Below are 26,685 nucleotides of genomic sequence, written 5' to 3'. Positions count from 1 at the left end.
AGACGAGTCAGGAAGAGAGAACCTTGGGATTTAGTTCAAAATTTTTTTTATGCAGTATCTTTCCACAGATTATCAACCAATAAAGCATACTATAATTTGCAGCAACTGCTGTTCCGGATTGTCTGGATTATATTCATTGTCTTTTTTCCGTTTATTCTGTCTGCGCAGAATAAGCAAGACAATGGCATGTCTAATATCCGGCTCAGAAAAATAGCAGTCGGCAAACGGGATACGCTTCAAATTGATTCTCTTTCGCTGGTTCCGGGCACCTTGCACATTACCGGTGTACCCCATGAAGATTACCAGATACTTTCAGAACGTTCTTTACTGGTCTGGAAGAAAAAACCTTCGGCAGACAGTATTTATATAACCTACCGCGTACTGCCGATTTCCTTTTCGCACGAATACGTCCACAAGACGGCTCATGCAATGGATTCCAATTTCGTATTCCTGCTGTATCATGAAAACGATTACAATGGCCCCGGCAGTAAAAACTTTGTTGATTTTAACCAGATCGACTATAACGGTAGTTACGGGCGAAGCATTTCTCTGGGTAACAACCAGGATGTGGCGCTCAATTCCCATTTCAACCTGCAGGTAAACGGCTATCTGCTCGACAGTATTAAAATAGAAGCGGCCCTTACCGATAATTCTATTCCTTTTCAGCCAGAAGGAAATACGCAACGGTTACAGGAATTTGACCAGATCTACATCCGCCTCAGCAAAAAGAAACATGATCTCTTATTGGGAGATTTCAGTCTGGAAAAACCACCGGGATATTTTCTGAATTACTACAAACGCGTACAGGGGATTTATTATCAGGATGAATTTAAACTCAATAAAAATATAACCAATAAAATGGGCCTCAGCGGCTCCATAGCGAAAGGTCAGTTTGCCCGGAACATCTTTCAGGGGCTGGAAGGAAACCAGGGACCATATAAACTTACGGGCAACAACGGCGAACAATTCTTTATTGTACTCGCCGGTACCGAAAAGGTTTTTATCAACGATAAAATCATGGAGCGCGGCGAAAATGCAGATTACATCATCAATTACAATACCGGCGAGGTAAGCTTCATGGCGAGGCAGATGATCACTAAAGATTCACGTATCCAGGTGGAGTTTGAGTATCAGGACAAAAACTACCTCAATTCCCTGATCTATGCGTATGACGAAATGCAGATCGGCAAAAAATGGAATGTACGGTTTAACGCATACTCCAACCAGGATGCCAAAAACCAACCTTATCTGCAGAATCTTACCGGCCAGCAAAAAGATTTCCTTACCACCATCGGTGACTCTATTCAGAACGCGTACTACCCTGTGATCAATCTGGATACGTTCGCCGCCAGCAAAATATTGTACAGACTTATAGATACCAGCGCAAACGGTATACACTACGATTCCGTATTGGTCTATTCCATAGATCCTACGCAGACTTTATACAACGTCTCTTTTTCCTACGTGGGCGATGGAAAAGGTGATTATATCATTTCCACCTCCAATGCCAATGGTCGCGTGTACGACTGGATTCCGCCGGTGAACGGTGCGCATACCGGTAATTACTCCCCGGTACAATTGCTGGTGACACCGAAGAAAATGCAGGTTTTTACATTGGGGACTACTTATCATATCGATAGTCTGAAAACCTTGAATGTGGAAGTGGCCGCGAGTAACACTGATCCGAACCTCTTCTCACCGATCGACAACAATACACATATCGGGATGGCCAGCCGCCTGCTTTATAATGAACAACGTTTTCTCGGCGATAAAGACTCGATGAAACACAGCAGGCTTTCCTTACAAAACACCGTTTCTTACGAATATGTACAAGATCGTTTTCAGGCCATTGCGCCCTACCGGAATGTGGAATTCGGCCGCGACTGGAACGTACCGCAAACCAGTACCAACAAACCAGACGAGCAGCTTGTAGGATTAGGCACTAAATTAATGGACCGGAAATTCGGACAGCTGGGGTATAATTTTGGTTTTTACCAACGCGGCAGTGATTACAAAGGCTATCGGAATGTGGTTACCTATGGCTATACCGATAAGCATTTCAATACAGGCTTTACCTTCAATCTGCTGAACGCAACAGATACCTTTCAGAAATCAGTGTACTTCCGGCCTTCTATTTTCGGAGAATATAAAATAAAACCCTTGGGCAATACCGCGCTGGGGGCACGCTATGACGCGGAAAACAACGCCATCAGGGATAAGTTTACCGACACGCTGCGCAATAATGCTTTTGCCTTCGACATCACGTCGGTTTATCTGCACTCACCCGGACAGCAGAAAGTAAATTTTGCCATCGACTACAACCGGCGCCGCGATCAGCTGCCCCGCGACAATCAATTTCTGCAGCAAAGTCATAGTGACAATGTGGATGTACGCGCTGGCATCGCGAAATGGAAAGATCACCAGATCAATTTTACGGGCACATATCGTAAGCTCACTGTAGACGACACTTTATTCTCCAATCAGAAATCAGAAGAAAGTCTGCTCGGAAGATTTACCTACAACGGCAATCTCTGGCGACAGGCGATCTCCCTTAATACGCTTTATGAATTTGGTTCCGGGCAGGAACAAAAACGGTCCTATACTTATCTGGAAGTACCGGCCGGACAAGGTGTGTATATGTGGATCGACTATAACGGTGACGGCGTGCAGCAAACTAATGAATTTGAAATAGCCATCTATCCCGACCAGAAAAAATTCATCAAAGTATTCACGCCTACGAATGAGTATGTGAAGGTGCATTATGTAAACTTTAACCAGAGCCTCAGCTTTGAGCCTGCTTCTATCTGGCGCAACCAGAAAACGACGCGCAAATGGCAGAAGTTTGTTTCCCGATTCTCCGATCAGGCTTCGCTGCAGATCAGTAACCGCCTGCTTTCTGACGTGGGGAATCTTGCCTATAATCCATTCTACAATCCATCAGATAAAACATCGATCATTACTGCTACTACCTCACTGAGCAATAGTCTTTATTTCAACCGCACCAATGCTAAATGGGGCATCGATTATAACTACCTCAGCAATGAAAATAAACAGCTGCTCACATACGGCGTAGAAGGCGGCAACAGCAGTCAGCATCTCGGCAAAATCCGCTGGAATCTCAATCGTTCGTTCACACTTAATATCACCGGCAAAGACGGCACCAAATCATATTCTTCCGCACTCGATGACGGCCGCAGTTATAAAGTGGCAATGTATAGTGCCGAACCGTCTCTGGTATGGCTGCACAGAGCCATCTGGCGGGTCACTACCAGTCTGAAATATGAACAGCGGGTAAACTCACCTGATTATGGCGGCGAACTTGCCAATATTGCCAGCGCCAATCTGGAATTCCGCTGGACACAACCCGCCACAGGCGCCATTCAGATCCGCGGTACTTATTCTGCGATTTACTACAGCGGCCAGCAAACAGCTCCGGTAACATTTGTTATGTTGGATGGTCTGCAAAGCGGTGATAACTTCCTCTGGTACGTAAACTGGGACCGTCGCGTAAGTAAAGGCATTGAAATTTCTCTGGAATACGAAGGCCGTAAGCCGGGCAGCGGCAATGTGGTACATACCGGACGAATGACATTGAAAGCGGTACTTTAAGACAGGCAATTGGCTAAATGGTTGAGGGGGTGATTAACCGACCGATTTAACTCTTTAACGAGTTAACCTGTTACCCTCTATGTGAGAACTAATTAACGGCCAGTCTTCTTTTCTTCATTATTCTAAAAACAAAATAAGCAACGCCGGCGAGCACAAGCAACGGCCAGATATACATGAAGAAAACAAAAACAGATTCTATCATTTCGACGCCATTGCGCAGACCAGACATCAGACGTTTAGACAACGGTGTGCGGGCAATATAATTTCCATTAGGCACAATCAATACATCCACTTTTGACGGCTGAAAAATATCGAGTGTGATCGTGGCAAATCGAGTGTTATCATCAATATGCATGTTATCAATCCGGTTGCTGATATCCTGCATTTTATCCGATTGCGAACGATCCGCTGCTGCTATTACATCCTTCGTACTTTTCGCATGCTGAAGCGCCTTATCATCCCAGCTTCCGCGCCCTTCCTGCTGCCATTGATTGGCCATATACTGATAGGTAACATCCTGCAAACGAAGTTGTCTGCGTTCCATAAAATCCACATATTGCGGAATCGCATCCAGCAGACTATCCACCATTTTTACAGGCACGCGCAACGTCAAATGTGCTACAGTTCTGTATTCCTGCACTTGTCTCAATGAATCTTCCGTATAAGGCTGCGTGTGTAATTCAGATTTCTGATTCTCCAGCGTGCTTTCACTAACGATACCACCAACAGAACGCACCATTTTTTCCAGCTTATCCGTGGTCTGAAAAACATCTTTTACGCGGCAATTAAAATCGGCAGTATGTACAATTTTCCGTGATGGATCAGTAAGATTACCTGCCAGCGCTGCAGACGCTACATCAGTACCGGCAACCGAAGTGGTATCAGTGCTCACAACCTCCGCTGCTTCACGATGAGATTCACTCCGGCCACAAGAAGCAATTATAATAGTCAACAATAGAACTGGAAAGAGAAGACGAAAGGATTTCATAAAAGGGAGTTTTTTATTGATCCTCGAATCCAAAGAAAGTAACCCATCTCCAAATGTTGGAGATTCGTTAAAACGTTAACTAGTTAAAGGGTTAAATAAGGCGTGGCACGCTCGCATCTTTGCACGAAGCAAACTGCACTTATTCTGTGACTCATATTTTGTGCGGCTACTTCATTCTTTACAAGTGACGCGCGTAATAATTTCGGTTCCGCCGAAAACAATTTCCATTCCGTGGACCAAACACATTTTCTACATTAATCGCATTCACCACATTACCCATTTCAGCTTTTAACATTTCCGCCACTTAACCAAGAAATTAACGTGTATAAAAATCATTATGAAAACAGTTTACATTTTAAAAATCAAAAATTATCTTTAAGGCAATATTAATAACGACTCAATTTCACCAACAAAAGATTCTTGCTCACCATCAATCATTTCTTATGAATTTCCAGCGATTATCGTCACCAGTCGCCAATATGCAAAACCATTACGAAGTCATCGTTATTGGTTCAGGATATGGAGCCGGCATTGCGGCATCACGCCTTTCACGCGCAGGCAAAAAAGTATGTCTCCTGGAAAAAGGAAAAGAGTTTCTGCCCGGCGAATACCCCAGCACCACGGGCGACGCCATGAAAGAAATGCAGTTTAACACCCCAGACGGCCGTATCGGACCGAATAACGGCCTGTTTGAATTCCATCTCAACAACGATATGAGCGTTTACAAAGGTTGCGGCCTCGGCGGCACTTCTCTGGTAAATGCCAATGTATCGCTCATTCCCGAACCACGCGTACTCGAAAAAGACAACTGGCCCGAAGCGATACGCAAAGACCCGGATTCTTACTGGAGAAACGTAGACCGTGCAAGACATATGCTACAGCCCAACCAGTATCCGGAAGGCAAAAACGGCTACCCGAAACTGCCGAAATCGGAAGCGATGAAGCTGTCTGCAAAGGGCATGGGCAAAGATTTCCGCTATCTCGATATCAATGTAACGTTTGAAAACCGCCGCAATAACGCCGGCGTTGACCAATATAAATGTGAGCTCTGCGGCGACTGTATGACCGGCTGCAATTACGGAGCAAAAAATACAACGCTGATGAACTACCTGCCCGACGCCCGCAACCACGGCGCGGAAATTTATACAGGCGTCGGCATACAATACATCAGCAAAAACGCAGATGGAAAATGGGTAGTGCATTATCTCATTGAGAATGCAGAAAGTAACAAATTCGATGCTCCTGACCTTTTCGTAACTGCGGATATGGTCATAATAGGCGCAGGTGCACTCGGCAGTACCGAAATCATGCTGCGCTCCAAAGAAAAAGGTCTGACGGCTTCTGATATGGTGGGCGAACGTTTTACAGGCAACGGAGACGTACTCGGCTTTGGTTACAACTGCGATGTACAAGTAAACACAGTCGGTTTCGGTCATCATAAAGTAGGTGAAATTCCCCCGGTTGGTCCATGCATCACTTCTGTAATTGATCTGCGCGAGCAACCAACGCTGGAAGACGGCATGGTGATTGAAGATGGTAATGTTCCGGGACCACTGGCGAGTACCATCACTGCATCGATGGCCACGATATCCAAGATCTTTGGCTCCGAACCGGCAGAATCATTATCCGAAAAAATGCAGCGCAAACTGCGCGAAGCCGAAAGTCTTATCCGGGGCCCATATCATGGCGCAATGAATAACACGCAGGCTTTCCTGGTAATGACACATGACGACGGTAAAGGTAAAATGGTACTGGAAAAAGACCGTTTAAAAATCCTCTGGCCGGGCGTTGGTAAAGAAGGCATCTTCCAGAAAGTGGATAAAAATCTGCGCGCTGCCACAGAAGCAATCGGTGGTGAATATGTAGTCAATCCGACCTGGACCAAAGTGATGGACTATGATCTCATTACCGTACACCCGCTGGGCGGCTGTATTATGGGTGATGATGCAACCAAAGGAGCTGTCAATCACAAAGGCGAGGTATTCTCCGGCACTACCGGAACTGATGTCCACAAAGGCCTGTATGTATGTGATGGCTCTATTGTACCGCTTCCTCTGGGCGTAAATCCATTGATTACAATTTCTGCGTTGGCAGAACGTTGCTGCGAAATTATCGCTCAGGATTATGGACTGACGATCAACTACGATTATAAAGATTTTGCGGTTCAGGGCGAAACATTGAAACCGGGCATTCAGTTTACCGAAACCATGAAGGGCTATTTCTCTACCGCAGAGAAAAGTGATTTCGAAAAAGGTAAAGATCTTGGCAGAAGCGCTGGTTCCCTGTTTGATTTTACATTGACGGTAACATCCAATGATGTGGAGACAATGTTGAAAGATCCCCAGCATCAGGCTACGTTGGCTGGCATTGTAAAGGCGCCGGTATTATCGCAAAGCCCGCTGACGATTACCAACGGCATCTTCAATTTGTTTGTCAACGCTGATACCGAAATCCCAACCAAACTGATGAATTACCGTATGAACATTCATTCAGAAGAAGGCAAGGATTATTATTTCTACGGCTTCAAACAAATACGTGATGATAAAGGTTTTGATCTCTGGAAAGATACCTGCACACTGTACATCACCGTACACGAAGGCACCGACGAAGCCAGTCCGGTACTCGGAAAAGGTATTCTGGTGATTGAGACAGCAGACTTCGCGAAACAGCTTACCACGATGAAGGTGCTCAATGCCGCATCTAAAATGCAGGAGCTGCGTGTGATGACAGATTTCGGAAAATACTTCTCCGGCTCATTGTACGATATCTATATCAAACCACATTTTTAATCTATCACCACCAATTATGACGCAACACGGAGCTTATTCTATTGTTGTCGATATAAAAAGCGGCATGCAGCAACCGCTGTATGACCTGTTGCAAAAAATCGACGACAGTGGTGTCGAAGACAACGATATTATTCCGTTTAAGAAAATAACTACCATACACTTTGCACGCTTCGTTATTCTCGATGCGTGCAAAGACGCTTATGGAAAGGATATTCCGGCGCAACTGGCATTTACCACCAACTATGATCTGCCGCTCAATAACCATATGCAACAGATGATTTCTGTTGCGGGTAGAGGCTTGTGGCAGATATTTTCGATGTGTGAAAAATTTCCGCAAGGTGCTTATAACGCTTCCATGCTGGAACTTTATCTTCAAAATCAAAGCTTAGAGGCTGATACATTTTACGTCGGTGTCGGTTACCGTTCGGTGCAACAAATTCATGAGGAACATGTATTACGCAATGCCATCAATGATTTCGCAGACCGCAACAGACAAAGCATTCAGCAACAGCCGGCAAATACTACACGACAGCAGATCATTGACTACGTTCATAGTAATGCCGATTTAGCATTCGCCAGAACACCAGTACCTAATGCCTCAGAAAAATGGAATGTCTCCTTTTATGGCAAACTGATTGGCCTTGCAATCTTATTCATCGTTTTGCTCCCGATCATTATTCCGTTTGTAATTGTATGGATGCTCATCGTTCTATCCATTGAGATCCGGGAAAAGCAAGTACCCAACGATCTTACCAAAGATCATATCCGCGAACTGGTTAACCGCGAGACGCAACTCGTACAGGCGCAGTTCTCTGCTTTGGGCAATGTAAAGCCCGGCAAAGTTCGTCTGGCTACTATGATGTTTTTGCTGCGCATGACCAATTTCCTGGCACCATATCTGTTCAGCAAAGGCAAGCTCTCCGGCATACCTACAGTGCATTTCGCGCGTTGGCTCATTATCAATGAAGGTCGTCAGATGTTATTCCTGAGCAACTACGATGGTAATTCAGAAAACTACCTGCGCGATTTCATTCATATTGCAGCGAAGCAATTAACACTGATGTTTTGCCATACTGAAGGTTATCCGAAAACAAGACTGATGATGTTTGGCGGCGCTAAGGATGCAGAAGGTTTTATGGAATGGGCACGTGCCAAACAGATTATTACGAACGTCTGGTATTCGGCAAATAAAGAAGTTTCAGTCGACAACGTTTACTCCAACAGTAAAATCCGCAACGGCCTTTACGGCACTATGTCGGAAACAGAAGCGAGCGAATGGCTCCGCAGTATTTAAAATAGCACACCATGCAACTCGAAATAAACGATATACAAGGTCTGGTCATTCGTGGATATTCCAATCTGCCTGCGGCAGACTTTCTCATACTGTCCATTACAGACGGAGCCGCTGCAAAAAAATGGCTGGCTGATATTCAGAAAGATATTACCCCAGGTCATCACAAACCAAAAGAAACCGCGATACATATCGCATTTAGCTTTGAAGGCCTGAAACAGCTGGGCCTCGATCGCAAAGCACTCGACAGCTTCCCGATGGAGCTGGAAGACGGCATGACGACAAGGCACAAGCAACAATTCCTCGGCGACTTTGGCAACAGCGCACCCGATAACTGGGAATGGGGCGGCCGTGCAAACGAACCGGTGCATATGCTACTCATGATCTATGCCAAAGATGCCGAAACGCTGAACGCATGCACCCAAACGTATATGGCGGGCTTTTCTCAAAACGGATTAAAACTATTGCAACATCTAGGCACCACCGTTTTGTATGAACGCAAAGAACATTTCGGATTTCGTGACGGCATTTCACAACCAACCATCAAAGGTTTGAGCCGCACAGATACCAATGAAAACTGTATTGAACCGGGTGAATTTATTCTTGGCTATCCAAATGGTTATAATCAGTTTACACCAAGTCCGTATGTTGCCGCCGCAATGGATCATAAAAACCTGCTGCCGCAATCTTCTGTAAACGGCATGCATGACCTGGGCAAAAACGGCACATACCTGGTGTTCCGCCAAATGAAACAAGATGTTTCTCTTTTCTGGAAATATATGGACAAGGCCACCCAAAATACAGACGGTACCAACAATGAACCGGCGATGATAAAACTCGCTGCGCAGATGGTGGGCCGCTGGCCAAACGGCACACCGATTGTAGTTTGTCCGGATGGTGAAATGCCGCATATGCAGGAAGATAATAATTTCGATTTCCGCAACAGTGATCCACACGGATTGAAATGTCCGTTTGCTTCGCATATACGCCGTTCCAATCCAAAAGATTCTTTAGATACAGATCGAAAAACATCAATCTCTGTTTCCAATAAACATCGCATTCTTCGCAGAGGCCGCTCTTATGGGCCTCCGCTGGCCGAGACATTAAAACCGGTCGATTGTCTCAACGCCACGAAATGCGATGATGATCGTGGTCTGCACTTTATTTGCCTGGGTGCCGATATCGGCCGCCAGTTTGAATTTGTGCAGAATGCCTGGATCAATAATCCAAAATTCAACGGTCTGTATGAAGAACGTGATGCCATTACCGGCAATCATCACAATCCGCAGGATCCACGTACCACAGGCGTTTTCGCAGTGCAACACCCGGGTCTTCGTGTACGACATACCGACATTCCGGAATTTGTAACCATACGTGGCGGAGCTTATTTCTTTATGCCGGGCATAAAAGCACTTCAGTATTTATCAAGTTTGTAGACGATGGCTCCAAAACCCACATTAGGTACTGAATATCCGCAGCCCAACGAAGCACGCGACACACAGGAAATTATCGACACCATCATTAATCATCTGAAACGTGTGTACGCTCCGGGAAAAACAAAGCGTCAGTTTCATGCTAAAGCGCACGGACTAGTGGAAGCAACGTTTACCGTAAACGCAGACTTGCCGCAGCACTTGCAATATGGCATACTACAACCGGGCAAAAGTTATAAAGCATGGATCCGTTTTTCTAACGGCAACACAAAAGTGGTAGACGACCGCAAAGCAGACCTGCGCGGTATGGCCATTAAGCTGCTGGATGTACCAGGTGAAATGCTGATACAAGACGAACGGATGCCGCAGTCACAAGATTTCTTGCTGGTGAGTTACCCTACCCTCATGGCGCCCAATGTGGCCGCTTTCAAGAAAAGCATTAAAGCGGTGTGTGGAGGAATGGCCGGTATGGCGCTGTTTGCGCTCAATCCAGGCAACTGGCCAGTGCTCATCCGTACATTACAATCAATGAAAAAAACCAACAGCCTTTTGAGTCTGCAATTCTGGAGCGTCAGCCCATCGCGCCTCGGAACCAAAGACCAGGCTGTGAAATATTCCGTTATTCCCGTCACGCCACCTGTCAATTCCCGAACAGACAAAAGCGACAAAAACTTTCTGAGAGCAGACTTGCAACAGACGCTGGACAACCAGGATTTCAGTTTCCATTTTATGATACAAATGCAGGAGGATGCAGTTCGTATGCCAATTGAAGATCCTTGTGTAGCTTGGGATTCGCCTTTTCAGAAAGTAGCTGTGATTACAATACCTAAACAGGATTTTGCGAATGAAAGCCGTGATTCCTTTGGTGAAAACCTTACATTTTCCCCCTGGCATTGTCTGACAACACATCAACCGCTGGGCGGCATCGCCCGCGCCCGTAAACTCGCTTATCACGCAATTTCCCTTTTTCGACTGAAGCAAAATAATGTCACCTAAATTTTAAAAAATGCAAACCGCGAGAAAATTTTTGATCTTTTTTCTGGGCCTTACGGCATTCATGCAATTCGGATTGGGCGCATGGATTCTCTTCGGCCTGGACAGTTTATTACGCGCCACACACATGAGTTTCAGCGAAGACCTTAAAGTGTTTTCTACATTTTTCGGTATCTGTCTTTTCATTTTTGCTTCACTCGGCGTAGTCGCTATCGGCTACAATAGGAAGAGTAAACCGGAAGCGATTTTTTTGTCCAAGTTCATTGGCTGGTGGATGGTTATTGGCGGCTTCACCGTAATCATGGAAATACAACGTTACGACCTCGCCATCGTAGACCTGGCACGCGGTATCGCTATTCTGATTTCCGCATACCTCGTTAAGAAAAAATAAACTCATACTCGAAGTTCGAGATTAGCTACTTATTGTTTGAGAAAAGAGACGCAACAAAGCGTCTCTTTTTTTCTCTCGCAACGGACGCGAGGGCATGACGATTGCGATTATTTACTCGCGCCTGCACCAGTGTCGCGCGCGATCCCTTCTACCGTCGGATGGCAAACAAAAGAACGCTCACCTACCCCAGCATGTCACACTTACGGGAAAAGTATCCCACAAACTAAAAAACTTATCTGCGCTAAAATCCCCATAAAGCAGTTAGGTGTTTGTTAATAATGAAATGTGGGTGTGTAAAAAAAATCACGCTCGAAAACAGGCCAGCTGACTAGGTTTCGAAGGCATTTAAAAAAGCCGCCAAACATAACTTAACCAATTGAAAAACAACAATTAAAACATTCACTACATTCGCCCGAAATATCAATTCAGAGATGAAGAAATTAACGTATTTCGGACTATTCTTACTGCCTGTATTTGGATCGTGTAATAAAGACAAGGCTGCAAATGCTACGGCAAATACCACAGCGAGCACGCTGACCACAGGTTCCTCCACCGGTGCCACCAATGGTTCTACCAGCGGCTCCACTACTCAGACCGGCGGCTGGAAAATCACTCAGTTCACACAAGGCGGCGTTGACCAGACAAGCCAATTTAGCGGCTACACGTTTGTATTTAAAACTACCGGACTAGTAGTGGTAACAAACGGCACAACCACTGTCAACGGAGCATGGCGTACTGAGACCGACGACCGTCAGGCTAAAATGGACATTGACTTCGACCATACAAACTTGTTTGAGGCACTGGACGATGACTGGACAATCAATCAAAACAACGCCACAACTATCCAATTACAGGATGTAGAAAACGGCGTTACAGATTTTCTCACTTTTACGAAAATTTAGCAACAACACTTACTACACAAACAAAGCCCTCACGATATCGTGAGGGCTTTGTTTGTCTGTAGTGCCGATTAAGTAAGTTGCTACACCTGCACGAAGTTGATGCACGTAACAGATTGCCTTTTCCGGATACAATATTATACTCCACTGCTGCGCGAAAATGTCCTTATTTTTTTGCGTTAACCTTGATAGTGTATGAGGAAACAATACCAGCAGTAACACCGGTGATCAACACATCACCAACATTAAAACGAGTCACCACCTGGCAATTGCCGTCTTTCGGCGTATTTACATTGGTGCGGCCCACTGGTAGCACACCCCAGAACAGCCAGAACTGCTTCCCTTTTGAATAGGTATAATTAGTTCCTGCGGCTTCGCGATAGTTACCAACATTCGTCTTAGTAGTCATGCAAGATGTAAAGCATGAGATGATTACTGAAAAAGCAATTACACCGGCCAGCGGTTTTCTTTTATTCATTTTTAGCAAGTTTTCCATACCTACTCCTTAAATCAAATTCTATGCCGGAATTATTATCCAATGCTCGTTTTAATCGCCTACCATTTTTGTCTGTACACTGAAACGGCGCTGGGAAGAGGCGAACGGCCTGAACAACTTAGGACGATGAATAATTGTACATTCGCCGGATTCACAACGTCAAAATTTTATCTTTTATGAGACGCTATTCGCTTCTTGCAATTACATTTTTTAGCCTCACAGTAACCGCTGTTGCTCAGGAGAAAAATATACAAATCACACCCGCTGTCCGGGCAGCATTCCAAAACGATTTCCCTGATGCACAAGAAGTGGAATGGAAACAAGAAAACTGGGATTATAAAGTGGATTTTGTGCAAAAAGAGAAAGAGATTTCAGCCATTTATGACGCATTAGGAAAACGCCTGCAAACGGAAAAAGAAATAACAGCAACCGAGCTCCCGGATGTTGTATTGAATTATGTAAAAGAACACGCCGGCAAGCCCGAAGGCGCATCAAAAGTCACAAAAGCAGATGGAACCGTTCTTTACGAAGTAGAAACAGACGAGGCTGAACTATTGCTTGATGCATCAGGGAATCTTTTGGAAACGGAAGTCGAAATTCCAGCATCCGCACTACCAGCCGACGCGGCAACCTACATAAAGGATCATTATAAAACAGCTGCAAAAGACATTTCAAAAACAACAAAATCTAACGGAGACATCAGATATGAGGTGGAGGTAAAAAACGCAGAATTGTTGTTTGATGCTAACGGACAATTTATCAAGGCGACGCAGGACTAATCGTGCCGTCTGACATCTAGTATCTAAAGATTATATTTAGGGCATGAACGTACGCCTCTCCAAAGAACAGAAAGTAACGATTCTAAATCAGGACGACATCTACAAAGTGATGCAACAAATACTGCTGCGCGAAAATAAAATTCGCCGCAATCAGGAACACTTTTGGGTTGTGGGATTGAATACAACAAACAAGATTCTTTTTGCAGAACTGGTGGCACTCGGCGCCACAGACATCGTGCAAGTGAAACCGCCGGAGGTCTTCAGGATGGGCATTTATAAACTGGCTACGAAAGTAATTCTGGTACACAACCACCCGAGCGGCGAAGTCTCCAAACCATCGAAAGCAGACATAGACCTCACCGACCGTCTATACAAAGCCGGCAAGATTGTACTGATAGAAGTACTTGACCACCTCGTCATTTCCGAAACCAGCTATTACAGCTTTCAGGAAAAAGGCCTGATGGAAAAAATCGCTAACAGCGGCAAATACGAACTGACGGACCGCAGCGAAATGCAGCTGCTGGAGATAAAGATTAAGGAAGAAATTGCAGCGGAGAAAGAACGATTCACTATTGCGGCGAAGATGAAGAAGGAAGGCTTTGAATTGGCTGTAATTAAGAAGATGACTGGACTGGGGAAAAAGGATATTGAGAAATTGTAAAAAGGGAAACGGGAAAATCAGATTGTTTCTCAAAGTACGAGGGGTGATCTGAGTTCCCAAATAGTAAGGCACAAATCTATCCGACACACTCCGCGAAATCAGGTTGCCACGTCGTTCCTCCTCGCAATGACCCACGCGGGTGTTACTCAACGCGAGTGTGTGCAGTGTGTCATTGCAAGGACAAAGAATCGCTACAGCAACAACACTTCCGCGGGTCATCGCGATGAGGAGGCACGACGAAGTGGCGATCTGATTTCGCGTATGCTTGCTCACGTTACCTGGAGACGTTGCGTGCAACATCTCTACAATCCATATTAATATGCGCAGCAACGCGAGTAGCACTCATTGCGTGCAATTGCTTTGATCATTCCTAATGTCACTCCGCGCAATGACGCGAGTAACAAACCTGCCCAATAGCACACGCCACGAAATCAGGTTACCACATCGTTCCTCCTCGCGATGACCCACGCAGGTGTTACTCAACGCGGGCGCGTGCTGTGGGTTATACAAAAAACAGTTATTGCGAGGGCGACAAATCACTACGGTAACAACACTCCCGCGGGTCATCGCGAACATTTTACCCGCGTCACTGCGAGGAACGAAGCAGCCTGCACAGCAACACGAGCAGCACACATTACGTGCAGATTGCTTTGTTCGTTCCTAATGTCACTCCGCGCAATGACGCGAGTAACAAGCCTGCCCAATAGCACACTCCGCGAAATCAGGTTGCCACGTCGTTCCTCCTCGCAATGACCCACGCGGGTGTTACTCAACGCGGGCGCGTGCTGTGGGTTATACAAAAAAACAGTTATTGCGAGGGCGACGAATCACTACGGTAACAACACTCCCGCGGGTCATCGCGAACATTTTAATACTCGCGTCACTGCGAGGAACGAAGCAGCCTGCACAGCAACACGAGTAGCACTCATTGCGTGCAATTGCTTTGTTCGTTCCTAATTTTACTCCGCACAATGACGCGAGTAACAAACCTGTCCAATAGCAGCACTGGCGATGAAATGTGCGACGCAACGAAGTTTAACGGTAGTGAATAAAGCTGGTGGCAAAATAGTTTTTTCAGCACTGCAACGATCCGTGCGTGTGGCTAATGTTTTCGTACCCCAAATTCCGCGGGCCCCTTCCTTTGTCAGGGTGACCAACGCGAGTGGCCCATTAATAACTATAATGAGTGTATAATCCCATGTCTTCCCGACGAAGGAGGTACGACGAAGTGGCGATCTGATTTCGCGAATACAAAAATACAAACCTGCCCAATAGCAGCACAGGCGATGAAATGTGCGACGCAACGAAGTACAACCGAAGCGACCATGATGGCTGCAAGATCATTTTTTATACCTATAAGACACTCCGCGAAACAGGTTTGCGACGTCGCCGAAAAGCTTCCCCGCAAAGACCCGCGGGGTGTAGCGCTCAACTAAACCGCCTCTCCACTATTCTTTAACCGCATCAAACCCGGTCAATAAGCCTGTTGTAAGGATTAAAGAACCGCATTGCAGGGTGCAAATAACCGGGTATCACCCGGTTCATTTAAAGGTGGTACCCGGTTGGGGACGGAGTATAACCCGGTTCATTAATAGATATAAGGCGGTTCCGGAAACCATTAAAGGCGGTAACAAATAGGATGACACGCAGTCGGAGACGGGGTACAACCCGGTTCAACAATACGTAGAAGACGGTCCGGAAAATGGTACAAGGCCGTACTCAAAACATTAAAGGTATTAGCAAACGGGGGAACACCCGGTTCAATAGAAAAAGGAGACCTATGCGGGTCTCCTTTTTTATGTCTGCGAAAGCAGTTATCACTATTTAGTGGTGGCAGTATCGTTGGCATCGGTACTACTGTCGGCCTTCTGCGAAGGCACTCCAAATAGCTGTTTGATGTCCTGATACTTGGTAGTGTACCCCGCCCCACCTGCAACGCTGGTTGCTTTGTACTTTGTATAATCATAGTCGACAAGTGCGTTGTGGTAAAGACTGTAATCGTAAAGAATGCGTGTGTCACTGCAGATTTCCAGTAGTTGCGTCAGTCCGTTTTCTATTGCCTTCAGTCCGTTGCGGGCAATCAGGTTTTTCTCAAACAAATCCCAGTTTACATCGGGCGAGCTATAGCTGGCGTTAGCAACATTGTAATCGTGGACTTTGTTTACAAGCAGTTTGTTTTGCTCGTTGATACTACCGTATTGCCTGCGCTCTGCGGGAGTGAGATGGCTTACCACTCCGGCGGCCTGTAATGCCGCAACCAGCTTATCAGTAAGCTGCTTTAGCTCAGCAAGTGAAGTTTCATCAATCGGGGTTTGCAACAAATCGTTTAACGGCATACCATTTTGTTTTGGAGGTTATAAATATTGACCTAGTGTATGACAAATGGTGTGCCGTTTTGTGAAAAGGATACGTTAAAAAGTAAAATGGCCAGAAGCACTTTACGTGCGCTCTGGCCATTTCTACTGACTTTATTATGGTTACCGTTTATTATAAACCGGACTTCTTTTTAGCATATACTGCAGTGCATATTTATAAGATTCATCGGTCATAAGAATTGCGGTACGCCGTCTGGTGTATACACGTTCATTATTTACAGAATATATATTAATTGCTACTTCGTTGCGGTAATCCTTACGACGAGAAATAGTAGTGCGGGATCTCGAAGAAACACCCCAGTCACAATTGCCCCACATAGCGCCATAACTTCTTGCTTCAATGCGATCGTTTGATTTCCGATATATACCCCCCACCACAATATAATGAACGCCCAGAGCCTTGCAAAGATCAGCATAGGTATAGTTCTTAATTGTATGCTCGTCTATTCCCTTCCTGTTTAGCATGACGTTTGTAGTGTTGGGATCCTGATATTTGTATGAGCCGGAGCGGGCAGAAAGGAATTGATATGTTTCCTCCTGCACTTTTTCCCGAAACGTGCCAGCATCGGAAGCGGAAACGTCCTGATCGTGATACACAAACGGTAAAACGGCTACAGTATTAGGTTCTACCGTACCTCCCAGCACTGGATTTGCTGCAGTGCTGTTTATACGCTCAGTGCGCCCACTCGCAAATATGATCTTATCTACGGTAAAACGGTCTATTGTATAAACGAGCGTTTCTCCCTGATGGATAAACTGAACGTCTTTATTGGTTAAATCAAGCACTTTACCATACTTGATCTCGCCGGTGAGCATTTTAAGTGTATCCACAACGTTTTGTGCCTTCAGGCCAGCGTGGCCCATTAGCATAAATGTAACCGCAAGCGCGTGTCTTTTTTTAAAATTTATGTGCATCGTAATTTTAGTTTTCTACGCATTTATGAAGTGAATTTTCAATGGCATCGCCAGGCCCTTTTTTCTCTCCTATCTACCATAACCAGAGCTATTGTATCCGATTTTAGTTGTTTTATCTACAAGCATATTTGCTGGAAAAATTCTGCCGCACAAGTTTTAGCGATCGCCATTCATACCCACGGCGGTGCTAAAAACCCGTGCCATACTATTATTATTGTTTCCGCTAATTGCTCTTGAATAGAAACGGCTACTTCAAAATACTTTGAAACAGGCCTTCGTTTTGAGAATTAAGTTTGATTGCGCTCCGTAAAAAAACTTAGCGCGTGATATCTGATTTCAGTTGTTTCTGCATTTTTTTGCCTGGCAGATAAATCTGAAAACCTACATTGAGATTGAGTGATGTACTGGTGGGAGCATTACCAAAACCGGCAGCGATATCATACTTCAATAAGGCTTCCAAACCTACGTTCGGCGTTACGAAATATGTCCAACCCGGACCGATACCAATGCCTAAACCGTTGGTATTTGTCTTTCCTCCATCTTTTACCGAAATATTCCGGCCTGCCAAACCTGCATTTGCCTCAATAAAGAAGCGAGAATTTTTTACGAACTCCAGAGATTTATTTTTTACATAGTAGCGGCCAAATGCCCCCAGTCCGTAACCCAGGTCTGTAGCGCCATCACTGGTGGCAAAGTCTATATTCAGATATCCGCCCAGTGCAATATTATCCTTAATAAAATAGCCCAGCTTCGGCGCCAGACTCATACTGAAAGCCGTATTTTCTTTCTGGAAATTGAGATTGAAATTGGAAATATCAGAACCCACCAATAAGTTACCTTGACTGAGCTGCGTTTGTGCTTGAGCAGTAGTACCTGCCAGCAGCGCGCACGCAAATGACAGTTGCCAAAAATGTTTCTTCATCTTTTGAATTATATGTGATTGAACAATCAGAAAACATAAGCTTTCTGATTGCCTATAATCAAACATCATTCCATGTTTTGAAACTGTATATGTATTTAAAGCGAAAAGACAGATAGATCATAAAAAGAGAGATCGCCACCTTACACAACCCTAGTTATAGCACATCAAGCCAGCGCACCACTAATGAAAACCAGGGCAACGTGACCGTTCTTCTTCTACTTGCAACTTTTAATAAGTCTCATTATTTCTTCATCCATAATTCTTACATAATTGAGCACACGCCGGGTACAATCATTATCCCTGGCTCCCCCAGAGATGATACACAGAGTATAGTATTGTTGCGCCAACGCTGGGTATATGCGCGATGTGTATAATTTTTTTTTACCGCCGCAGAGGGATTGATGCAGAAATGTTCTTTATGTTCAACTACTAATGGTGCCTTGCCATATTCCGATTCAAACACACTAACCAATTTAACGCTACGGTCAGCTTGTATCCCAGCCAATATGTTGCAGTAAAACACCAGATACACGTCATTCACACGAAATCCGTCAATTTCAATAAAGGGAATAAAAAACACCTTAACGTCTTTACAAGTTGAAATTCTAACGCGAGGATTGGAAGCATAAGTGACGGGCTTCACTTCAGCTATGGTTTTGTGTCTGGCGAGCTCTGTAGCACGTTGCTCTGAACGAGTATGGATGATTGTTCGTTTAAAGCCTTCAGTCTCCAATGTATCCAGCAAGGCTACGCTGGTTTTATTAATTTTAAATCTACCGAGACCTTCAATTTTTGCTTGTGCCTGCACCTGGGTTTTGATCAATAAACCTATTAACAGGAAGAATGCCACTTTAATCATAAGAAATTATGTAATGATTCACGGCTATTTAATGCTTCACGATCTACACATTCGCGCTCTTTGTAAAAGAGAAACATACCGGAAATGGAGCAATAGTTTATTTCCCCATTGATCAATTATCATGCCATTTAAAAAATGAACATTACATATAGAATTGAAAATAGCAGACTAAGCGGAAGTAAAATGAAACGGGTAAAGACGCTGCTGCAACGTCTCAATATCTATGTACGAAATCGGGTTGCCACTTCGTCGTTCCTCAATCGCAATGACCGTGTTTTTGTACAACGCATAACATATACCCGCGCTAAGACTCCCCTTTAGGGGTCGGGTGTGTTTGTTTCACTTTAAACCCCGGCGCTACGTAATCCTCCGGCAGATAATCCGGCGGAATGGCTGCGTTGTTGCCATCCCTGATCGCATCATAACGTGGCGACATGATTTCTACACCAGCTTCAAAAAATTTATCCTGAATATTCTGGTGCAGCGCAGAATAAATATGGGCCTGACTATTGGCATGATTGGTATACACATTGATCTGGTAGGTGACATAATAATCATCGAGGCTTTCCTGATGCACAAACGGTTTAGGATCATTCAATACATCTTCAGTAGCAAGTGCCGCACTGAGCAATAGCTCATGAATCTGCCGCCACGGCGCATCATAACCAATGGTGATTTTGGTATGCAAGATCAGCCCCAGCTCCTGGGAAGAAGAGCTATAATTGACCGTATGGTTGTTCATGATCATGGAATTCGGAATAGTGATATCTTCATTCTTGATGGTACGGATACGTGTTACCAACAGCGTCTTCGCGACAATATCACCGGTAACCTCTCCTATTTTTACACGGTCGCCAATCTTGTAAGCACGCATGTAGGTAAGCACAAAACCCGCCATGAGATTGGAAAGCGAGCCAGACGAGCCAAATGTAAACAGCACACCGAGAAACACAGACACGCCTTTAAACACCGGCGAATCGGAACCAGGCAAATAAGGAAATATGACCACGAGCATAAAGGCAAGCATCAATACCCGTGCTATCTGAAACGAAGGACTGGCCCAGTCGGTATAAAATCCTGGAATTTTCAGCGCGCCACTTTCTATTTCGTTTTTAAAGAACCGCAATGCTTTGATCACGTAGTAAAACACTACTACGACAACGATAATGGTAATGAGCTTTGGCATATAATCCCAAACCCCGACCAGTATGCTCTTCAGCGGATTGATTACATACCCGATCAGTGTAGTGCCAAAATGTTTGGTCCATGGAAAAATGCTAAACAGCAGTGGCAATGTCAGATAGAGCAAGGTTAAAATAGTGATCCAGCGCAACAGGTTGAGCAATCCCAGGAGCAACCGCTTTTCCGTAGATACAGAAAAAAGTTCGTAGTTGCGGATGTGCACTCCTTTCACATATTTCAGTTCGCGATTGATGGTGAAATGTTTTACCCTGCGGTACAAAATATTGATCAGGTAAATAATTATAATAGCCAATAAAACCACCACCAGTGTCATTCCTACTTGTTTCAGACGGGTTTGCAGACTCGTTGCTTCTTTATAGGTTGCTATTGATTTAATAATCGCATCGCGGTACTGCTTAGCGAGTTCGGCCTGTGAGGCGTTCATCCACATGGCATCATTGGGCGTAATGCTCAATATGATCATGTCTTCATACACCAGATCTACAGACTCTTCGCCATTAATGATGATCAACGAATCGGCTTTGTAGAAAACCTTGTCCACTATCCTGTTCACCTTGGTATCGATGGCCTGGGCGCGGGCGTGGGCAGAAAACGGTCCAAGTCTTGTGTACACATAAAACAAGGTATCACCGAAAGGCGCTACTGGAAATCCTTTTACTACAAGCCTCAGGGAATCGATACGATGTGCTCTTTTTAAAATCCGTTCCTCAGCATCGGCATTGATCACCTTTATCTGTTTTTGCAAATCAGCCCTTTTAAGATGATCATCCGCTTTGAGTGCAGCCAGTTCCGATTCCAGTTGCACACGTTTCAGCGAGTCGCCAAGGTGCGCCGAATCCAATTGCGCCAAATAATGAACATTGGCCTGCAATGCTGCATCGCGGAGAGAATCGGTACCCGCTGTGTCTATCTGCGCATTCGCTGAAAAATGAAGATTCAGAAACAGGAAAACGAGTAATGGGAAGCAGTGTTTCATGATGGCAGATTTATAAATTTTCCAATAAAACGCCCTGGCGTCAAAGCCGCTGCAGCTAGCCGCATTGGCCACCTACAGTAAGATAGTGATATTCCGCATTTGTTATAACATTCTTAAGATTTAGAAGATTCGAAAATTTTTTTTTCAAAGAATTTCTTTTTCTCATCAGAAGCACTACTTTTACACCTGATAGGGTTTATAGGGGCTGGCCTGTTCTCAGGCTGGCTTTTTTATTTGTATCAAGTCTCCCTTTTTTACCTCGGTTTGGCGCGCTCATATTGATCCGGCCATTTCAGATCCACACCGAGTTTTTGCGCAGCATGCAGCGGAAAATAAGGATCACGCAGCAGCTGTCTTGCCATCAATACAAGATCGGCTTTTCCCGATGAAATAATTGACTCCGCCTCCTCTGCCGTTGTGATCAAACCAACCGCTCCGGTTTTAATTCCACTTCCTTTTTTAACTGCTTCCGCCAATGGCAACTGATATAATGGCCCCACCGGTATCTTCACCTTCGGAATAATTGCTCCGGAAGAACAATCGATAAGATCTACACCCATTGGTCCGATCTCTTTAGCCAGGGCAATACTGTCCGCCACATTCCACCCTTCTTCTACCCAATCGGTAGCTGAGATACGCACGAACAATGGCTGGCTTTCCGGCCAAACAGTACGAATCGCTATGATAATTTCTTTCAGTAAACGAATGCGGTTTTCGAACGAGCCACCATACTCATCAGTGCGTTTATTGGAAAGCGGCGAAAGAAACTGATGAATAAGGTAACCATGTGCCCCATGAATTTCGATCACTTTAAAGCCAGCCTGCAGCGAACGTTCTGCGGCAGCAGCAAAAGCGTTTACTACGTCCGTTATTTCCTGTTTAGTTAAAGCGTGTGGCGTATGATCAGTCTCATAGTATGGAACGGCAGAAGGCGCTACTGTCTGCCAGCCTCCTTCCGCTACCGGAACCTGGCCCTGGGGTCTCCATGGTGCATAGCTGCTCGCCTTACGGCCAGCGTGCGCCAACTGAATGCCTGCGACAGCGCCATGTGCATGGAGGAATGCAACAATGTTCTTTAACGGCGCAATGTGCTCGTCTTTCCAGATGCCGAGATCTTCCGGAGAGATACGTCCTTCGGGCAATACTGCTGTTGCTTCGGTAATGATCAATCCGGCGCCACCCACTGCTCTGCTGCCGAGATGCACCAGGTGCCAGTCATTGGCAAAGCCGTCAACTGCTGAATATTCGCACATCGGCGAAACGGTGATTCTGTTTTTGAATGTGACTTCCCTTATCTGTAATGGAGAAAATAATGCTGACATAAATGAATGCTGTGTAATTGGAGACTAAAGTTAACCGCTTCTATTTCTTCAACATGCAGAAAACGAATTAACTTTTTTATTACTATTTTCATTAAATTGTGTTTATCGATGGACGAAGTCCCGGCTACCGCAGTTTGGGAGAAACTACACCGCGAGCTGTCTCCTGGCGAATACGAGTGATTAAATGTGAGCGGTAATCGCAAATATGAAACCACAAATCTCAAATAGCTATGATCAATTTCTTTAGTCAGTACTGGTGGATGTTTCTGCTCAGAGGAGTTATAGCCCTGCTGCTAGGCCTGCTGGCATTGTTTGCGCCTGGCGTCACGTTTACAAGCCTGATCATATTCCTGGGTGCCTACCTGTTCATAGACGGTATCTTTTCAGTATTGTCTGCCCTTGGTGCGCGCAAGACGCTTAAAGACTGGCCCTGGTATTTGTTATCCGGAATTACGGGCATCGTCATTGGACTCATTACTTTTTATCATCCGTTTGCTACCGCAACTGCAGTGATCTATATGATTGCATTCTGGTCGCTCATAGCCGGCCTGGTGGAGATAACCATGGCAATACGTCTGGCCAGGATGATAAAAGGAGAAGGCTGGTATATACTAGGTGGCGCACTTACTATTCTGTTTGGCATTCTGATACTCACCAATCCAATTGCCGGAGCTATTACTATTACCATGTTATTCGGTATCTATGCCGTGATGATTGGCATTATGCTTATATCACTTTCAATGCGGCTCCGCAAACGACACAATCACCATACCTCAATCGTATAAAAAAGAAAGACCGGAGCTATTCTCCGGTCTTTTGTTCTATTGTACTGCATTTTGATAAAGCTCCGCAGCCTGGGCCAGTCGCTTTTTAATACGCGACGCAAGCATCCGTGGCGCCATTACTTTCATACATTCACCAAAGCCGAGTATTTCCCGCTCAAGTTCAAAATTCAATACCACGTCAATTCGGATCAATACTCCGGTCTCATCTTCTTTTAGCACCTGCTGTGAATGGTGCAGCGGCTTGGTGAGTACATAGGGCGCATGATATTTATTAACATGCAGAATTACTTTGTGCGCACGGTCCGATTCATTTTTTGTAACGCCAAGCAGGTCGTCAAAGTAACGATCAAAGTCGACGCCTTCGTTTGCTATGAACTTTTCGTTTGTCAGTTCCTGAAACGCTACAATACGGTCTAAAGCTAATGTGGTAAGAAACCTGTTCTTCTTCGGTTTTACAATCAGAAACCAGCGGTTGCGGTATTCTTTCAGTAAATACGGAAAGTAAATAGCCTGCTGTGATTCTTTTGCTTTAAATGATTTGTATTCTATCAGTAAAGATTTTTTATTCAGAATGGCACTGTACAGCGGCGTGATAAAAGCTAATCCTTTCAACAGTCGGTTGTTCTCAAACTGAATGCAATTACCGGACTGATGGGTTGATTTATTCAGATTATTTTCCAGCCTTGCAATCATGTCGCTCATTTCATCGAAATAATTGAAGCCGTTGAAATGCTTGAGCACGCCCACAATTTCTTTCATTTTTTCTACATCAGCATCATTGATGGGCACGTTGGTGATACTATACTCTGTATCATCATAACTATAAAACCTACGATCAGTAACGATGATCGGTGCATTATAACCGAGCTTATCGCTGCGCATCAACTGAATATCGGCTTGTATCGTGCGTTTGCTCACACCGGTAGTAATCCCTTCGCGATCGTACAGCACATCCGCCACCTTTTCAATGATATCTTCCAAAGTCCATTTTCGTCTCCGGTTCCGAAGACATTCATCGATCGTTTTATAACGGACCAGGGCAAGTTTATTTACAGCCATAGCTATTGAAGATTGTAAATTTTCGATTTGTGATTGGTCTAAAAAACGCCGGACACTACTGATTGTCGACTGTCCATTGTCAACTTTGAATAGGTTGGCGATAAAAGTACGCAATAGAACTGCGCAGTTCGTTTTCTTTTAAAGTTTTTTCAAATTATTTACCGACACAAGAGATTGATTATAAAACACTACCGACATCGAGATAAAAATATTTTTTTACTGCGCAAATCTGCTGCGTAGTAGGTCGGCCATCTTTGTATCGTTGAAAACAAACAACGATTTTATGAAGTTCAATTTCAAATTAAGAGGCAAAGCAGATACTAAAAATTATGAAGGCGCTAAAGCGTTCAGCTTTACTCCGGAGATGGAATTATATACTGCTGTTGCAACAACGATGCTTAATGATGCTACTTATGAAAGCGCAGACAAACGACTGACAAGAATCATCGAACTGTTGCCAAAAGTATCACCTGCATTCGTAGCGAAACTGGCAGTATATGCAAGAACTCAAATGAATCTGCGTTCTGCTCCGGTAGTGCTTTCGACAGAACTTGCCAAAATACACAACGGTGATAACCTGGTGAGCAATACCCTGGAGAAAATCGTACAACGCCCGGACGAAATCACCGAAGTACTTGCGTATTATCAGATGACGAACGAAAGAAAAGGTCAGAAGAAACTGTTTAAAATATCAAAGCAAGTGCAAAAAGGATTAGCGGCTTCGTTCAACAAATTTGACGAGTACCAATTCGCGAAATACAACAGAGCGACTGAAGTGAAACTGCGTGATGCTTTATTTCTGGTACACCCGAAAGCAAAAGACGACGCCCAGCAAACGCTATTCAATAAGATAGCGAAAGACGAACTGACAACGCCTTACACATGGGAAACGGAACTTTCTGCAGCCGGACAAATGAAATATTCGTCTCCGCACGATAGAAAAATGGCTATGAAAACGGTTTGGGAATTGCTGATCGACAGCGGAAAAATGGGCTACATGGCCACATTGCGTAACCTGAGAAATATACTGGAAGCGCAGGTTAGCGCCGCGCATGTTCAAAAAGTTTGTGACTATCTAATGAATGAGAAAGCGGTTGCACACTCTAAACAATTACCATTCCGCTTCCTGGCAGCATACAGAGAGTTAAAAACAGTTCCATCTGAATACACTAGCTATGTGATGACAGCCCTGGAAACTGCGCTTGAAAAAAGTGTAGCAAATATGCAAGGCTTTGAATTGAATGAACGTGTAGTAGTAGCATGTGACGTCTCTGGCTCAATGCAGCATGTGGTATCACCAAAAAGCAAGGTTCTGTATTACGATATAGGATTGCTGATGGGTATGATGCTGCAATCGAAATGCAAAAATGTGGTTTCGGGCATGTTTGGTGATAGCTGGAAGATAGTACCACTGCCAACAAAAGGCATATTGGCGAACGTGGATGCATTCTACAAAAGAGAAGGTGAAGTAGGTTACTCAACGAATGGCTACCTGGTATTGCGGGATCTTTGTGAACGAAAATACAGAGCGGATAAAGTGATGATGTTTACAGATGTACAGATGTGGGATAGTACTACAAAGAACATACTCAATGCCAATACGATCGCATATCAGTGGGCGCAATACAAAAAGATAGCGCCACAGGCTAAACTATACATCTTCGATCTGGCGGGTTATGGTAATGCACCATTAAGAATACCTCAAAATGACGTGTATCTGATAGCCGGCTGGTCTGACAAAATATTCAGCGTACTGGAAGCTATGGAAAATGGCGCTGATGCAATGGAAATGATCAATGCGATAGCGATATAGCAGGAAATCGAAAGTGAAAAATTAAAAAGCTGAAGGCGTAAAGCAAAAGCGTTCAGATACCGAACAACTTTACGCCTTGCTATTGAAGATCTTTACAAGAAAACAGATGCCGTTAGAAGTGGGTTAC

At 44.7% G+C, this 26,685-nt stretch carries 20 protein-coding genes; 11 read left to right on the top strand and 9 right to left on the bottom strand.

All coding sequences use genetic code 11. The features are described from left to right. Positions 1–96 precede the first annotated feature (96 nt). The gene (locus tag DN068_RS02075; RefSeq protein ID WP_110997227.1) at positions 97–3,609 is read left to right on the top strand and encodes a hypothetical protein; all 3,513 of its coding nucleotides are present in this window, start codon (positions 97–99) and stop codon (positions 3,607–3,609) included. Between the two features lie 88 nt (positions 3,610–3,697). On the opposite strand, the gene DN068_RS02070 is transcribed toward DN068_RS02075, so the two are convergent. Then, positions 3,698–4,597, bottom strand: a complete 900-nt coding sequence (locus DN068_RS02070; RefSeq protein WP_110997226.1) for a DUF4349 domain-containing protein — start codon at positions 4,595–4,597, stop codon at positions 3,698–3,700. 443 nt (positions 4,598–5,040) lie between these two features. Between DN068_RS02070 and DN068_RS02065 the strand changes: the two genes are divergently transcribed. The 6 genes from DN068_RS02065 (at position 5,041) to DN068_RS02040 (ending at position 12,396) form a co-directional block, all read left to right on the top strand. Continuing rightward, a complete protein-coding gene (locus tag DN068_RS02065; RefSeq protein WP_110997225.1) occupies positions 5,041–7,386 on the top strand; it encodes a GMC family oxidoreductase N-terminal domain-containing protein in 2,346 nt (781 codons plus the stop codon). A 16-nt stretch (positions 7,387–7,402) separates the two neighbouring features. Continuing rightward, complete coding sequence (locus tag DN068_RS02060) at positions 7,403–8,680, top strand: hypothetical protein (protein WP_110997224.1); 1,278 nt, start codon at positions 7,403–7,405, stop codon at positions 8,678–8,680. Positions 8,681–8,691: 11 nt separating this feature from the next. Further along, positions 8,692–10,113 carry a Dyp-type peroxidase gene (locus DN068_RS02055; RefSeq protein WP_110997223.1) on the top strand — a complete coding sequence of 474 codons (1,422 nt, stop codon included), beginning with the start codon at positions 8,692–8,694 and terminating at the stop codon, positions 10,111–10,113. Positions 10,114–10,116: 3 nt separating this feature from the next. Then, on the top strand, positions 10,117–11,106 hold the full coding sequence (locus tag DN068_RS02050; protein WP_110997222.1) for a catalase family protein: 990 nt from the start codon (positions 10,117–10,119) through the stop codon (positions 11,104–11,106). 10 nt (positions 11,107–11,116) lie between these two features. Continuing rightward, the gene (locus tag DN068_RS02045; protein ID WP_110997221.1) at positions 11,117–11,494 is read left to right on the top strand and encodes a hypothetical protein; all 378 of its coding nucleotides are present in this window, start codon (positions 11,117–11,119) and stop codon (positions 11,492–11,494) included. Positions 11,495–11,925: 431 nt separating this feature from the next. Then, positions 11,926–12,396: a hypothetical protein gene (locus tag DN068_RS02040; RefSeq protein WP_110997220.1), complete on the top strand. Its 471-nt coding sequence runs from the start codon at positions 11,926–11,928 to the stop codon at positions 12,394–12,396. A gap of 163 nt (positions 12,397–12,559) precedes the next feature. Here DN068_RS02040 and DN068_RS02035 read toward each other — a convergent pair whose 3' ends face one another. Beyond that, positions 12,560–12,871: a hypothetical protein gene (locus DN068_RS02035; RefSeq protein ID WP_110997498.1), complete on the bottom strand. Its 312-nt coding sequence runs from the start codon at positions 12,869–12,871 to the stop codon at positions 12,560–12,562. 194 nt (positions 12,872–13,065) lie between these two features. Here DN068_RS02035 and DN068_RS02030 point away from each other — a divergent pair, with 194 nt between their 5' ends. Beyond that, positions 13,066–13,668 carry a PepSY-like domain-containing protein gene (locus DN068_RS02030; RefSeq protein ID WP_110997219.1) on the top strand — a complete coding sequence of 201 codons (603 nt, stop codon included), beginning with the start codon at positions 13,066–13,068 and terminating at the stop codon, positions 13,666–13,668. Between the two features lie 43 nt (positions 13,669–13,711). Further along, a complete protein-coding gene (locus DN068_RS02025) occupies positions 13,712–14,329 on the top strand; it encodes a JAB domain-containing protein (protein ID WP_110997218.1) in 618 nt (205 codons plus the stop codon). A gap of 1,820 nt (positions 14,330–16,149) precedes the next feature. On the opposite strand, the gene DN068_RS02020 is transcribed toward DN068_RS02025, so the two are convergent. From DN068_RS02020 to namA, 6 genes are all read right to left on the bottom strand, one after another. Then, positions 16,150–16,665, bottom strand: coding sequence for a hypothetical protein (locus tag DN068_RS02020; RefSeq protein ID WP_110997217.1), 516 nt, complete (start codon positions 16,663–16,665; stop codon positions 16,150–16,152). 141 nt (positions 16,666–16,806) lie between these two features. Beyond that, the gene (locus tag DN068_RS02015; RefSeq protein WP_123985203.1) at positions 16,807–17,619 is read right to left on the bottom strand and encodes a hypothetical protein; all 813 of its coding nucleotides are present in this window, start codon (positions 17,617–17,619) and stop codon (positions 16,807–16,809) included. Positions 17,620–17,935: 316 nt separating this feature from the next. Then, entirely contained in the window at positions 17,936–18,541 is a 606-nt protein-coding gene (locus tag DN068_RS02010) for a porin family protein (RefSeq protein ID WP_110997215.1), read from the bottom strand. A 262-nt stretch (positions 18,542–18,803) separates the two neighbouring features. After that, a complete protein-coding gene (locus DN068_RS02005; protein WP_110997214.1) occupies positions 18,804–19,400 on the bottom strand; it encodes a hypothetical protein in 597 nt (198 codons plus the stop codon). Between the two features lie 304 nt (positions 19,401–19,704). After that, positions 19,705–21,579, bottom strand: a complete 1,875-nt coding sequence (locus DN068_RS02000) for a mechanosensitive ion channel family protein (protein WP_110997213.1) — start codon at positions 21,577–21,579, stop codon at positions 19,705–19,707. Positions 21,580–21,833: 254 nt separating this feature from the next. After that, on the bottom strand, positions 21,834–22,901 hold the full coding sequence (gene namA, locus DN068_RS01995; protein WP_110997212.1) for an NADPH dehydrogenase NamA: 1,068 nt from the start codon (positions 22,899–22,901) through the stop codon (positions 21,834–21,836). A gap of 230 nt (positions 22,902–23,131) precedes the next feature. On the opposite strand from namA, the gene DN068_RS01990 reads away from it, so the two are divergent. After that, on the top strand, positions 23,132–23,686 hold the full coding sequence (locus DN068_RS01990; RefSeq protein WP_110997211.1) for an HdeD family acid-resistance protein: 555 nt from the start codon (positions 23,132–23,134) through the stop codon (positions 23,684–23,686). A gap of 36 nt (positions 23,687–23,722) precedes the next feature. Here DN068_RS01990 and DN068_RS01985 read toward each other — a convergent pair whose 3' ends face one another. Then, positions 23,723–24,745 carry a helix-turn-helix transcriptional regulator gene (locus tag DN068_RS01985; RefSeq protein WP_110997210.1) on the bottom strand — a complete coding sequence of 341 codons (1,023 nt, stop codon included), beginning with the start codon at positions 24,743–24,745 and terminating at the stop codon, positions 23,723–23,725. 283 nt (positions 24,746–25,028) lie between these two features. Between DN068_RS01985 and DN068_RS01980 the strand changes: the two genes are divergently transcribed. Further along, a complete protein-coding gene (locus DN068_RS01980) occupies positions 25,029–26,558 on the top strand; it encodes a TROVE domain-containing protein (RefSeq protein ID WP_110997209.1) in 1,530 nt (509 codons plus the stop codon). Positions 26,559–26,685: the final 127 nt, after the last annotated feature.

It is taken from the genome of Taibaiella soli (genome assembly GCF_003236175.1).
Taxonomy (GTDB): Bacteria; Bacteroidota; Bacteroidia; order Chitinophagales; family Chitinophagaceae; genus QKTW01.
Note: the sequence above shows the minus strand (reverse complement) of the source record. Positions and strands in the feature narration are given on the sequence as shown.